This window comes from Levilactobacillus sp. FUA 3915 (assembly GCF_044053135.1).
In the GTDB taxonomy this organism is placed as follows: Bacteria; Bacillota; Bacilli; order Lactobacillales; family Lactobacillaceae; genus Levilactobacillus; species Levilactobacillus lanxiensis.
In genome coordinates, this window is the sequence record NZ_CP168704.1 from 1727385 (window position 1) to 1740619 (window position 13235).

General features: G+C 51.0%; 14 protein-coding genes. 8 read left to right on the plus strand and 6 right to left on the minus strand.

Going from position 1 to position 13235, the window contains the following annotated elements:
- Positions 1-6: 6 nt before the first annotated feature.
- The 6 genes from ACEPST_RS08020 to ACEPST_RS08045 all read left to right on the plus strand — a co-directional run bounded on the left by ACEPST_RS08020 (position 7) and on the right by ACEPST_RS08045 (position 4523).
- Positions 7-189, plus strand: a complete 183-nt coding sequence (locus tag ACEPST_RS08020) for a hypothetical protein (RefSeq protein ID WP_204121208.1) — start codon at positions 7-9, stop codon at positions 187-189.
- 270 nt (positions 190-459) lie between these two features.
- Entirely contained in the window at positions 460-1917 is a 1458-nt protein-coding gene (locus ACEPST_RS08025) for an NCS2 family permease (protein ID WP_204121207.1), read from the plus strand.
- 128 nt (positions 1918-2045) lie between these two features.
- On the plus strand, positions 2046-2504 hold the full coding sequence (locus ACEPST_RS08030) for a hypothetical protein (RefSeq protein WP_204121206.1): 459 nt from the start codon (positions 2046-2048) through the stop codon (positions 2502-2504).
- Positions 2505-2606: 102 nt separating this feature from the next.
- Positions 2607-3059, plus strand: a complete 453-nt coding sequence (locus tag ACEPST_RS08035) for a hypothetical protein (protein WP_204121205.1) — start codon at positions 2607-2609, stop codon at positions 3057-3059.
- A gap of 157 nt (positions 3060-3216) precedes the next feature.
- Positions 3217-3936, plus strand: a complete 720-nt coding sequence (locus tag ACEPST_RS08040; RefSeq protein ID WP_204121204.1) for a matrixin family metalloprotease — start codon at positions 3217-3219, stop codon at positions 3934-3936.
- 116 nt (positions 3937-4052) lie between these two features.
- Positions 4053-4523 carry a glutathione peroxidase gene (locus tag ACEPST_RS08045; protein WP_204121203.1) on the plus strand — a complete coding sequence of 157 codons (471 nt, stop codon included), beginning with the start codon at positions 4053-4055 and terminating at the stop codon, positions 4521-4523.
- Positions 4524-4706: 183 nt separating this feature from the next.
- On the opposite strand, the gene ACEPST_RS08050 is transcribed toward ACEPST_RS08045, so the two are convergent.
- The 6 genes from ACEPST_RS08050 to ACEPST_RS08075 all read right to left on the minus strand — a co-directional run bounded on the left by ACEPST_RS08050 (position 4707) and on the right by ACEPST_RS08075 (position 11167).
- Positions 4707-6644, minus strand: coding sequence for a copper-translocating P-type ATPase (locus tag ACEPST_RS08050; RefSeq protein WP_395390646.1), 1938 nt, complete (start codon positions 6642-6644; stop codon positions 4707-4709).
- On the minus strand, positions 6641-6913 hold the full coding sequence (locus ACEPST_RS08055; protein WP_203643459.1) for a cupredoxin domain-containing protein: 273 nt from the start codon (positions 6911-6913) through the stop codon (positions 6641-6643). Before ACEPST_RS08055 ends, ACEPST_RS08050 begins: the two co-directional genes overlap by 4 nt.
- 16 nt (positions 6914-6929) lie before the next feature.
- Positions 6930-7301: a cupredoxin domain-containing protein gene (locus tag ACEPST_RS08060; protein ID WP_125763640.1), complete on the minus strand. Its 372-nt coding sequence runs from the start codon at positions 7299-7301 to the stop codon at positions 6930-6932.
- Between the two features lie 194 nt (positions 7302-7495).
- The gene (locus tag ACEPST_RS08065) at positions 7496-8467 is read right to left on the minus strand and encodes a serine hydrolase (RefSeq protein ID WP_239064504.1); all 972 of its coding nucleotides are present in this window, start codon (positions 8465-8467) and stop codon (positions 7496-7498) included.
- A 571-nt stretch (positions 8468-9038) separates the two neighbouring features.
- A complete protein-coding gene (locus ACEPST_RS08070; protein ID WP_204121201.1) occupies positions 9039-9872 on the minus strand; it encodes a DNA-binding domain-containing protein in 834 nt (277 codons plus the stop codon).
- Positions 9872-11167, minus strand: coding sequence for a sensor histidine kinase (locus tag ACEPST_RS08075; protein ID WP_395425065.1), 1296 nt, complete (start codon positions 11165-11167; stop codon positions 9872-9874). The genes ACEPST_RS08070 and ACEPST_RS08075 overlap by 1 nt, the downstream gene beginning before the upstream one ends.
- Positions 11168-11275: 108 nt before the next feature.
- Here ACEPST_RS08075 and argF point away from each other — a divergent pair, with 108 nt between their 5' ends.
- Both argF and arcC read left to right on the plus strand, forming a co-directional pair.
- Positions 11276-12274 carry an ornithine carbamoyltransferase gene (gene argF / locus ACEPST_RS08080; RefSeq protein WP_203643451.1) on the plus strand — a complete coding sequence of 333 codons (999 nt, stop codon included), beginning with the start codon at positions 11276-11278 and terminating at the stop codon, positions 12272-12274.
- A gap of 14 nt (positions 12275-12288) precedes the next feature.
- Positions 12289-13218: a carbamate kinase gene (gene arcC / locus ACEPST_RS08085; protein ID WP_125763630.1), complete on the plus strand. Its 930-nt coding sequence runs from the start codon at positions 12289-12291 to the stop codon at positions 13216-13218.
- Positions 13219-13235: the final 17 nt, after the last annotated feature.

Here is a 13235-nt window from a genome sequence, read left to right on the forward strand (position 1 = left end):
AACAACGTGCAGAAAAGATTGGCAACGGTGGCGTTCACTGGTCCGTTAAAGCTCAAACGGGAGAGCGTCGCGCCGAAGACAGTTGAGGTGATGGCCGACGTTGATTTGATTACCGGGGAGGTCAAGCTACGGGTCAGTGATCGGGATTTACAGAAACTGCGACAGGACGCGGAACATAGCGTGCGGTGATGGCATAAATGGGGCTAGCAATCAGGACGATTGTTAGCCTTTTTAGATTGTCCAGAATAATTAAGTGAACGTGCCAACGTCAGCGAGTGTGTGCCCACTAGTGACGGCAATGGCTAGAATGAAATTAGTTGGTGAACAAGTAGCCAAAGTTCGTTAAATTATATTACGACTATCTTTTTCACCCTGAATCTGGTATAGTCGTTGATGTAATAGCTAACGTTTATCAATTATAATTATTTTAATGTTCGGATTTTATAGGAGGAATCGATTGTGGATAAATTCTTCAAGCTTAAGGAATCGGGAACAACCGTCGGTACCGAAGTTGCGGCCGGCGTCACGACTTTCTTTGCCATGTCCTATATCTTATTTGTGAATCCCACCATCTTGGGGCAAACGGGAATGCCGCAACAAGCGGTCTTTCTCGCAACAATTATCGCGTCCGTCGTTGGGACCCTGGTCATGGGTCTCTTTGCCAACGTGCCTTATGCGCTGGCGCCTGGGATGGGGCTAAATGCCTTCTTCACCTACACCGTCGTTATGGGACTGGGCTTTAGCTGGCAACAGGCATTGGCCTTGGTTTTCTTCTGTGGCATTATCAATATCATTATCACCGCTACCAAGATTCGGAAAATGCTGATTTCAGCGATTCCAATCAACCTTCAGCTGGCTATCAGTGGGGGGATTGGGGCGTTCATCGCTTACGTGGGGCTGAAAAACGCGAACTTTCTCCAATTTACCAGTGATGCCAGTAACATCGTGTCAATCAACGGCAAGGCCTTTGATGCCACGCAAAAGGCGTTTGGCCAGGGTATCGGTTCAGTCGTCACGGGTGGTGGCATTGTGCCAGCGCTCCAAGTCTTTAACTCACCGTCATTGGTGCTGGCCTTGATTGGCCTGGTCATTACGGTCATCTTTAAAGTCCGCAAGGTGCCGGGCGCCCTCCTGATTGGAATCCTAACGACGACCATCATCGGGATTCCCATGGGGGTCACCAACCTGCATTTAGCCAGTGGCTTTTCATTTGGCGCGTCGGTTCATCAGCTGGGCACGACCTTCCTGGCGGCCTTTTCTCACGAGGGGATGGGCTCGCTATTTGCGGAGCATAACCGGGTAATCTTAGTCCTGATGACGATTCTATCGTTCAGTTTGTCCGACACCTTCGACTCCCTGGGGACCTTCATTGGGACCGGCCGGCAGACCGGAATTTTCTCTGGCAAACGGGAGCTTGAGCTGGAAAGCCAACCTGGTTTTAAATCCAAGCTGGACAAGGCGTTATTTGCCGATTCGATTGCGACCGGCGTTGGCTCCATCTTTGGCACGTCTAACCTGACAACCTACGTGGAAAGCTCCGCGGGGATTGGGGCCGGTGGTCGGACGGGGTTGACCAGTGTCGTGGTGGCCGTACTATTCTTGGCCAGCTCCCTGGCCTCACCGTTACTCTCAATCATTCCGACGGCAGCCATTGCGCCATCACTGATCCTAGTAGGAATCATGATGATGAGTTCCCTCAGCAAGATTCCGTGGCACGATTTGAATGAGGCGATTCCGGCCTTCATGACCACGTTCATCATGGCCTTTGCCTACAACATTACCTATGGGATTGCGGCTGGTTTCATTTTCTACTGCATCGTCAAGGTGGTCCTGGGGAAGGCGAAGGACGTTCACCCGTTGATCTGGATCGTATCGATTCTGTTTGTGATTAACTTTACGGTGTTAGCTTTGGTTTAAGAAATACAACGCTGGATGGCTACGGCTGTTCGGCGTTTTTTAGTACATTTTTTCCCGCGGTTACCCGTGTTCAACCTGCTTTTGCGGTGTACAATTAATTTGTTAAATTAATCCACTGGAGGAATTGTATGAAGTCACAAATGAAATTAGGTATGACGGTCGTTGCGTTGGCAGCGGGACTGTTAATTGGAGGAAGTACCACCCAAACCGCTAGTGCGGCAACCTGGCATCGGGGAACGCCGAAAGCGCTGCGGGGAAAGTGGACGGACGGTAAGAAGAGCGCAATCTTAAATTATTATCCTTCCATTACGATTGAGTCTAAGGAGTTAGGTGAGAGTGGTATTGATCCAGTCATCAACAAGGACCTACACTACCGTCATAAAAAGGGGAGTCACATCTATGATGTTAAGGGCCACGAAACGATGTACAGCCACGGCAAACTGGTCAACTATTACCGCTTCAAATTAAGTAAGACTACACGGAAACATAAGTCCCATAAGATCAAGTTCTACATTTACAAGCAGAGAGGAAACGGCCAAGATTACCAGGCAAAGAAGGCCAAGTACGGTCACTACTTCTACAAGTAAAGGGCTAGAAGATGTGCCCCAAAATTACTTATGTTCAATTTGGTTTTACTGATGTATGATTAACCTTGTAAGAGCAAATAATTCACCCTGGGAGGACTTTTAATGAAGAACATGTTGAAAGCAGGAACCACTGCTTTAGCCGTTGTTGCTGGTTTAGCTATTGGCGCCAGTACCACCCAATCCGCCAATGCCGCGACCTGGCACAAAGGGACGCCGAAGATTTTGCGGGGCAAGTGGGTTGATCCGAAGAAGGATAAGACTTTAGACTATTACCCTTGGTTTACGATCAAATCCAATGCCTTGTTACTGCCATTTGTCACAAATAAGAATATGACGTATCAACACAAGAAGGGCAGTCACGTTTACTACATTAAGGGACACGAAATGGGCTGGACCCATGGCAAGCTGGTGAACTATTACAAGTTCAAGGTCAGCAAGACCAACCGCAAGCACAAGTCCTACAAGGCTCAGTGGTACGGCTACAAGCAGACCGGTGAAAGTGTTCAAACCTCACCTAATAAGCACCCAACTTACGGTCACGTCTATTATAAATAAATCACTAAAAGTCCGCTTCCGGCGGGCTTTTTTTACCCAATCGGTGTACCTAGAAATTATTAGGTCAATCTAGTTGCGCCCCACAACTAGATAGCCTAGAATCAACTTAATTGGAAACATTGTCCGGGCAGAAGAGAGTCGAAGGGAAGATTGCGCTGTGAAAATTGTCAGACGTTTGTTACTTGCCATTGTTTTTGGAATCGTCGTTTTTATCGCTGTCAATTGGCAGCCGCTGTCGACCCAGTTCACCTATTACCGCGCGGCAATCGTGGCCACACTGACGGGCAAGGCACAGTCGGCCGCGAGTCAGAGTCAGTCTGGTAATTATCAGGCGAGTGGTTATATCCTGCGCAACACCAGTGACGCCACCACCCAGACCGGTGCGGATGAGACACCGGTGGAAGAGGCCATGCAGGGGCTCCTCCTTCAGAAAAAGTACTACTATCATTTTGCCAAGAACACGCCGGAGAAGGTACGTGAGGTCTTTACCTACGCCGTCGACGTCTATAATCAAACCGGCATCGTCCAGCTGGTGGCGGACACCGGGAGTTCCAAGACCAACCAGATCACCTTTGGCACCTATCACAAACGTGAACCCAAGGGTCAGACCATGATTGAGTACGGCCACGGGGGACCCCAGATTACGCAGCGCATCAGTTGGCGGGGCATCTTGACGACCAACACGGCTACGGCCAAACTCAACGCCACTTATCCGCACGCGTTCAAGCACTCCGTTGCCGTTCACGAGTTGGGACACGCGCTGGGTCTGGACCACAGTTCGGACAAGTCTTCCGTCATGACGCCGTTGGATCATGGCAAGACGCAACTATCCACCGCTGATTTAGCTAGTTTGCGGGCCATTTATGACAAAGACTAGGGTCGGACGTTCCGGCGAATTGCGGGCTAATGTGAACTTAATGATGTATAATTAATTTGTACACAACTAATTTGAAAGCTAAACATTAAGCACGCAAACAGAAGGGATGCGGTTCTATGGCAGCGATTTACGAATTTACCGAAACGGAAATGAGTGGCCAGACCATTGACTTCAAGGACTATCAGGGCAAGGTGTTGTTGATCGTGAACACCGCCAGTAAATGTGGCCTCGCGCCCCAGCTAGAAGGCATTGAGGCACTCTACCGCAAGTACCATGAGCAGGGCTTCGAGGTTCTGGGTCTGCCCTCCAATCAATTCCATCAGGAGTTAGCGACCGACGAGGCCACCAGCGACTTCTGCCAGATGCATTACGGGGTCACCTTTCCCATGACCAAAAAGATTGCGGTCAACGGGGATGACGAGGACCCACTGTTCACCTACCTCAAGGCCACCGCGGGTCACGGTCGGATCAAATGGAACTTCACCAAGTTTCTAATTGGCCGCGATGGCCAGCTGATCGACCGCTACGCCCCAATTACCACGCCCGAGAAGGTTGAGCCCGATATTCTCGCAGCTCTCCAAAGGTAATCAAAAAGCCGTTGCCACCAACGCTCACAGGCGCTGATGACAACGGTTTTCGTTTGGCTAAAATTAGTGATTCATGATCAACATGCCAACACCTGTGGCTACGATGAGGTAGACGATGGCGGCGATGGCGGTTAACCGCGTACTTTTACTCCAAAATTTTTCATCCATGAGAAATCCCTCCGGTTAGGCAACGTGGGCGTCTGTCGCCGGCGTTGACGTTAATTTTGACTTGTTCAACAACAGGGAGCTGGCGACGACGGACAGGGAACTCAAGGCCATGCCCAGACCAGCAATTTCAGGATTCAGAGCCAGGCCGAAGACGGCGAAGACCCCAGCGGCGACGGGAATTCCCAACGTGTTGTAGATGAAGGCCCAGAACAGGTTCAACTTGATCCGGTTGAAGGTCTTCTTGCTGAGTTCGAGGGCGCGGACCACGTCCATCAGGTCATTCTTGACCAGGACGATGCCACCGGATTCGATGGCGATATCGGTCCCGGAACCCATGGCAATCCCCACGTCGGCGGTGGTTAAGGCGGGGGCGTCGTTGATACCGTCACCCACGAAGGCAACTGGCCCCTCGGCCTGAAGCTGCTTCACGTGGTCGGCCTTGTCGCCAGGCAACACGTCGGCGATGACCGTGTCGATGCCCACTTCGGCCGCAATGGCCTCGGCGACCCGTTGGTTATCCCCGGTCAACATGACCGTCCGTAACCCACGCGCCTTGAGGGCGGCCATGGCACCAGCGGAACTGGCCTTTGGCGCATCTTGAATGGCAATCAACCCAATGATTTGGTCGGCGATGCCCACGAGAACCACCGTTTTGGCTTCACCTTGTAGCTGGGCCATGCGGTCACTTAGGTTCGCGTCTAATTTGTAATCGGCGATTAATTTATCATTCCCAATAAAGGCTTGTTGGCCGTCAACCGTGGCCTGAACCCCTTTACCTTCGATGGCTTGGAAGTTTTCAGCAGCGGTGACGTCAACCTTTTCAGCCTTGGCCTTGTCCAAAATGGCAGCGGCCAGGGGATGTTCTGAAGAAACCTCGAGGTTAGCGGCTACCCGTAAGACCGTGGCTTCGTCGCCGACAATGTCCGTGACCTGGGGATGCCCCGCGGTGATGGTCCCAGTCTTGTCGAAAACGACCGTCTTAACGTGGTTAGCGGCTTCGAGGACTTCCCCATTTTTAATCAGGATGCCCATCTTGGCACTGCGGCCGGTTCCCACCATTAAGGCGGTTGGCGTCGCAATTCCAAGTGCACATGGGCAGGCGATGATGACGACGGAAACGGCGAAGAGCATGGCCGTGACCAGGGAGGCGCCGATAAAGACGTACCAGATGGTAAAGGTGGCGATGGCCACGATTAAGACGGCGGGCACAAAGATATCGGCGACCTTGTCAACGGACTTTTGAATCGGTGCGTGACTGGTCTGAGCCTTCTTGACCATTTCCACGATTTGTGAAAGCAGGGTGTCGTTGCCGACCTTGCTGGCCTTGAACATGAAGGTCCCGTTGCTGTTCATGGTGGCGCCGATAACGTGGTCGCCAGCCTTCTTGGTGACGGGCATGCTTTCACCGGTGACCATGGATTCGTCGATGGTCGAGGTGCCTTCGGTGATAACGCCGTCGACGGCAATCTTTTGGCCGGGACGGACGCGAATGATGTCACCGACAGCGACTTCGGCCAGAGGAACCTTGACCAGTTGGCCGTCGCGCATGACTTCGGCGTCCTTGGCCTGCAGGTCGACTAACTTGCTGACGGCGCCGGACGCGGAGTGCTTCATTTTCTCTTCGAAATATTGGCCCAGTAAAATCAGGGTGACCACGAAGGCGGCACTTTCAAAGAAGACGTCCTTGCCGGCTAACATCGCGTAGAAACTGTACAGGTAAGCCGTGATCGTCCCAATGGCGACCAGGGTGTCCATGTTGGCGTGGTGGTGACGGAAGGCGGCCCAGGCACTTTCGATGAAGGGGCCCGCCGAAACGGCCATGACCGCCGTGGTCAGGAAGAACATGGTCCAGACGCCGCCGGGCAACATGATACCTAGTGGGCTGGTAAACATTTCAATTAGTAAGGGTAAGGACAGGATGAGTGAGAAGACGAACCGATTTTTAATACTCATGGGTGAACGACCACCTTTCCGAAGAACATGTCCATCCCACAGCTAAATGGAAACTCGCCGGCCTTGCTGGTGTCGATGGTGACGGTGCGGGCCTCGTTTAAGGGGAGGTCTTCGCTGAAGTTCAGGCTCTCGGAATGAACTTGGTCCAGACAGCCAGCGTCGTTGATGCGTTTGAAAGTGAGTTCGGCGGGAACGCCTTGGGTGAGGACGACTTCTGCTGGGGAATAGCCGCCGTTGACGATGACCGTTGCTGATTGTTTGTTTGTCATGATGAAGACCTCCGATTTATTTGATAATAACCTTGCCGTGGAACATGTTCATACCGCACGCGTAATCGTATTCGCCAGGCTTGCTGGTGTCGATGGGAATCACGTGCGCTTCATTTTGCGGTAAAAATTCGTTGATGCCGAAGTCGGGGAAGACGACCTGTTCCAAACAACTGGAGGGGTCCTTCCGGTTAAACGTGAGCGTGGCGGGCACGCCCTTCTTCAAAACCACGGTGCTGGGGGAGTAGCCACCGCTGACTTCAACGCCCACGTCCTGGCTGGAACCAGTCACGGCGGCGTCAACTGCGGCGGTGGTGTGCTTGCCGAAGAACCACCAAGCGATAAATCCGATGAGTAATAAGGCAACGATAAGCACTAAAATTTTTGTCATGAGAGCGATCTCCTTTTGTGTTTACAACTGTAATCCTCAATTGATGAATTAAGCATACCGCCATCGTTTACATTTGTCAACGATAAAAAATCGGTATGCCAAGATTAGATATTTGGAGGGGAATATTGTGACACCAAGGGGACAAAAAAACGAGCAGATCGCCGGTCGTACAGCGATTGCTCGTTCAGAAAAGCCTATTCTAAATTTTTAACCAATTGCGGATTGTACACGAGCTTCTGCACGTGCTTGGTAATTTTGGCCATCCGGGGGAAACCAGTGAAACCGGTTTGACCGTGGCCGTGGGTCATGATGACCAGCACGTAGCGTTGCCCATTGGGTAGGGTGACGATGCCGGCGTCGTTGTTGGTATCGGCCAACCAGCCGACCTTGTCCGCCACGAGGGTGCCTTTGGTTGCGGCGGCTGCTCCGGCGGGAATCCCGTCACGGTAAACCTGTTGCTTCATTAAGGATAGCAGCCATTGACGATTATGGGCATTATTAAATGGCGCATCCGCCCGCGCTAATTTAATCAGCATCTTCTGCAGGCTGGCGGCCGTCGTCATCGATTCCTCGTTCATGACAAAGGTGGGGGCGTAGAGGCCCTCGCTGCTGAGAAATTCATTGATGCCGGCGAGGCCGTACGTATCGAGGATACCTTCAGGAAAGTCGTTGTCACTATTCACAATCATCCGGTGGAAGCCGTCCTGATTCGTCGGCGTCCAGGTGTAGGCCTGTTGGCTGCTCAGGTGGAAAAGGTAGGCCGCGATGTAGATTTTGTAGGTGCTGGCGGTAACCTCTGGCGTATGGGCATTGGCCGACGTGGCTAGCTTACCGGATTTGTAAAACCGATTGGCGACGGCTGACTTGGCCGATTGACTCCCCTTGGTGGCACCCAAGTTGTAGAAGGTGATGCTGGTGGTACCATCGGCGGTGAGCTTTTTAAAGTAGGTATGTAGTTGTCGTTTGACGTGCCGTTGTTGGGCACTGATCTGCCGACTGGTTGCCGGCTTATCGGCTTGGACGTGAGGCGTGGCTTGTTTTTGCCGTGCTTGCACACTGAAGATGCCAGTAAAACCAAGGACCACAATGGCGCCAATCATGACAACGATGCGGTATTTGACCAGCAGGTCTTTGAGGGGAAGGCGTTTCGCGTGTTTCATGGGCATCTATCTCACTTCTTTAGGGTTTGTCTGGCTAACTAATTAATGTTTTTAATTATACGCTCAAATATCGATGGCGTACACGTGAAAATAACGGTAGGTAATTGTTGGGGTTGTGTCGGGATGTTGGTGGGGATTAAAAAAGAATGGTGGGGGCCATTCTTTTTTGGGACGTTGGGATTTTGATTTTGGATGCTTGTTGGGGTCTGTGGAGTGGAAATCTGCGTTTAACCAGTTTGGCTCAGTTCTGGGATTTGCCGTTAGTTTTTTACTTTCTCAGGTCATTTGTCTGGTTCTTCCTGAAACAATCCCAATCCTTGCGGCCTCCGAAACGTGCTACGAGAGCCAGGTTCCTGCGCTTAACCGCATTGGCTCGGGTCTAGGATTTGCCGTTAGTTTTTTACTTTCTTAGGTCGTTTGATTGGTTCTTCGCGGAACAATCCTGGACCTTGCGGCTTCCGAAACGTGCTACACGAGCCAGACTCCTGCGCTTAACCCCGGTTCAGCAATGACCCAAGTTCGGGGTCATCACTGAACCGACGTTAATGCTCAGAGTCTAAGCGGCTCGTTCCGCACTCTAAACCTCTTGCACCAACCCATCAAAAAACCGCTTCAAAGAAGTCTTCCCGCCGGTAGTCCGGGTGCCTTCTAGTAGGAGCATTTCGCTGCGGACGTTCTTGTATTCGTAGAGGGTGTTGGCGTATTCGACGACGATTTCGTCGCCCATGCCGTCTAGACTGATGTTGGCGAGGTTGGTTAGGCCGGTCTTGATGGCGCGGCGGATGCGTTGGAACATGATTTTCTTTTCGCGGTCGTCGATGTGGTAGGTGGCGTTGAAGTCGATGTCGCGGAAGCTGATGTTTTGGTCGAGCATGACCTGGGCAATCGCCAAGATGTCTGACGAGCCGGCCTCCGAGGTGATTCCCAGGAACCGCAGAATCGACAGAATCTTTTCCTTTTGGTGTTGGTGCTGGTCGACCACGGGGGCAGCGGTGACGGCGCCGCCACCGACTAGCGATTGGATGTTGTTGAGCTTGGTGGCCATTTGGACACTCTGGGAGACCTTCTCGACCACCGTTTTCACTTCGATCACGTTGATGGGTTTATCAATGAAGAATTCGATGCCAGCCTCGTAGGCTTGAGCCCGCAAGTCGCTGTCCTTGACCTGGGAAATCATGATGGAACGCAGGTTGGGCTTCAGGTCCTTGAGCTGTTTGATCAGGTCGATACCGGAAATGCCCGGCATCAAGAGGTCCGCCAGCACGATGTTGACGTCCATGATCATGATGTCTGACAGGGCCTTTTTCGCGTCGTGGGCGATGCCGACCACCGTGTTGTCGGGGTTCTTTTCCAAAATTTGCCGTAAAATCATCGGAATCGAGGGGTCGTCGTCAACAATGTAGAAATTCATTAGGCTTCTTCCTCCTGCTCTAAGCGTTTCTTACTGAGGGTCACTTCAAAATTGGTGCCTTTGCCGAGTTCGGATGTCACGTTGATGTCGCCGTCAAACTGTTCCTGGGCAATGATCTTCACGTGCGACAGGCCAATGCCCCGGTAGACGTCACCGTTCTCGTTGAACTTGGTGGTGAAGCCGGGCTGAAAGATCATCGACAGCGTTTCCTGGTCCATGCCGCTGGCGTTGTCACTCACGTTTAGGATGATATGATTGCCGCGGTCGATGGCGCTCACGACGACGGTTCCGGAAGGCTGGTTTTCCATGGCGTCCACGCTGTTAAAAATCAGATTGGACAGGATGGATACGACGTAGTAGTGGTTGGGAATGACGAGGTCCACGTGGTTGTGGACGTCGATGGTCACGTGCGGGAACTTGGGCTTGATGGATTCTCGAATGTAGGAAGTCGTAATTGTTAAAATGTCTGACAGTTGCATGGCGGTATCTTCATCGTCATTGAAGTAATCGCCCAGCCCCCGAATCACATTTTGGTAGTCCTTCTTAATTTCATGCACGTCGCGGGCAATCTGTAAGGCCTTATCCTGCTCAGCCTTGTCGACGTCCGTGTGCTGGAGGTCCTGGTTCAAGAGGTAGGCGTTCTTCATGACGTTCTCGATTTCACTGATGTTCTTGCGCATGAAATAAACTTCGCTGTTTACAGCCGAGGCCACCCAGATGAAATGATAGTAGCGTTGCTCGTGTTTTTCGTCCCGTAACATCAGTTTAAAGTAATGGTAGAGAAAGGCCAAGAGACAACTGACAATGCTGCGGACCAGTGCGGCGATAAATAAAATCTGAAAAAGCCGGTATGTATAATGGGAGAAATCGGTCAGCAAGCTAACTTCTAAGAGGTTAGAAAGGTAGTCACAGAGCACGATGGTGAGGAAAAAGGTCGTGTTGGTCCGCTCCGTTTTGCGCCAGTACAAGAAGTAGTAGAGAATGCCGTAACACATGTAGAACGCCATGTCCGCGAGGATGTAGATGACGTTGTCGTACGGATCGACGGCGTGGCCGATGAATAGCAGCAGGCCTCTGAAGATGGGTGAAGCAATCGTGACCGCGACCAACAACTGAATGGGATTCAGATCGCTATTGAAGTACAGGATGACCGGTAAAATGAAAACGGACAGCGTAATAATGAAGCCGGGGGCGTAGGTTTGAAAATTCACCTGCGAGGCTAAGGCAATGCAAATCGCTGCCAGGATAATGCGTTGATAACGTTCCTGGCGGTATAAATGGAACTGTTTCATCATATTTTGAGCTCCTTCGAAAAAAGTTTAACAAAGTTTTGAAGCATTTTGAAGTTCTATGAAACCGCTTTCTATACTAGTACTTGTAATTAACTAAAGGAGGAACACACAATGTTTAATCTTCGTAACCGTAGCTTTTTAACTTTATTGGACTACACCCCTAAGGAAATGGGCTATTTACTGCAATTAGCCGAAGACCTGAAAAAGGCCAAGTACGCTGGGACTGAACAACAAAAATTAGCTGGTAAGAACATTGCTTTAATCTTTGAAAAGAGTTCAACTCGTACCCGTTGTGCCTTTGAAGTCGGTGCCCATGACCAAGGCGCACAAGTTACATACTTAGGACCTACTGGGACCCAAATGGGTAAGAAGGAATCTGCCAAAGATACTGCCCGCGTTTTAGGTGGGATGTTCGACGGGATTGAATATCGTGGATTCTCTCAACGGACTGTTGAAACGTTAGCCAAGTACTCAGGCGTGCCTGTTTGGAACGGTTTGACCGATGAAGATCACCCAACCCAAGTCTTAGCTGACTTCTTGACGGCTAAAGAAGTTTTGAAGAAGAACTACAGCGACATCCACTTCACTTATGTTGGTGATGGCCGGAACAACGTGGCCAACGCCTTGATGATCGGTGGCGCAATCATGGGGATGACGTTCCACTTAGTTTGCCCTAAGGAATTACGGCCAACCAAGGAACTCCGTGACAAAGTTAACGCTATCGCCGAAAAGACCGGTGCTGAAATCTTAATCACCAGCGACATCGACGAAGGGGTCAAGGATTCTGACGTCTTATACACCGACGTTTGGGTATCCATGGGTGAACCCGACTCAGTCTGGGCCGACCGGATCAAGTTACTCTCACCATACCAAATCACTAGCGAAATGATGGCCAAGACTGGCAACCCAGACGTCATCTTCGAACACTGCCTGCCTTCATTCCACAATGCTGAAACCAAGGTTGGTAAGGAAATTGCTGACAAGTTTGGCATCACTGAAATGGAAGTTACGGATGAAGTCTTCGAAAGCGATGCTTCAGTTGTCTTCCAAGAAGCTGAAAACCGGATGCACACCATCAAGGCTGTTATGGTTGCAACCTTAGGCGAATAGTGGGGGACTAACATATGGCTAAAATCGTTGTTGCTTTAGGCGGAAACGCTTTGGGCAAATCACCAGAAGAACAATTAAATCTAGTAAAGCACACCGCTAAGTCTCTGATTGGCTTAGTCGCTGCCGGTAACAAAGTGGTTATCAGCCACGGTAATGGTCCCCAAGTTGGGGCGATTAACTTAGGCATGAACTATGCTGCTGAAAATGGTCAAGGCGCGGCCTTCCCATTCCCAGAGTGTGGCGCGATGAGCCAAGGTTACATTGGCTACCACTTACAACAAAGTCTGCACAACGAATTGCACCGTCAAGGCATCAAGAAGGACGTTGCTTCCGTTGTGACCCAGATTGAAGTTGACCAAAATGACGCCGCCTTTGATCACCCATCCAAGCCAGTTGGGTCTTTCTACAGCAAGGAAGACGCTGACAAGATTGCCGCTGAAAAGGGCTACACGTTTGTTGAAGATGCTGGTCGGGGCTACCGTCAAGTTGTCCCATCCCCACTTCCTAAGTCTATCATTGAAATCAAGAGTATCAATGACTTGATTGAAAATGATAACTTGGTTATCGCCGGTGGTGGTGGCGGGGTTCCCGTCATCGAAACTGACGAGGGCTTAAAGGGTGTGCCAGCCGTCATCGATAAGGACCGTTCAAGTGCCTTATTGGCGGCCAACATTTCCGCAGAACAACTGATCATCTTGACCGCCGTTGATGACGTTTACGTCAACTACGGTAAGCCAGACGAAAAGGCTTTGCGTGAATTGTCTACCAAAGACGCCCAACGTTACATTGACGAAGGTCAGTTTGCCCCAGGCAGCATGTTACCTAAGATTGAAGCTTGCTTGAGCTTCGTGGCTTCAGGTAACGGCCGCACGGCACTGATTACGTCACTGGATCACCTCGATGACGCCTTAGCTGGCAAGGTCGGGACGCTGATCAAAGCTTAATCATTGAAATTAACGGA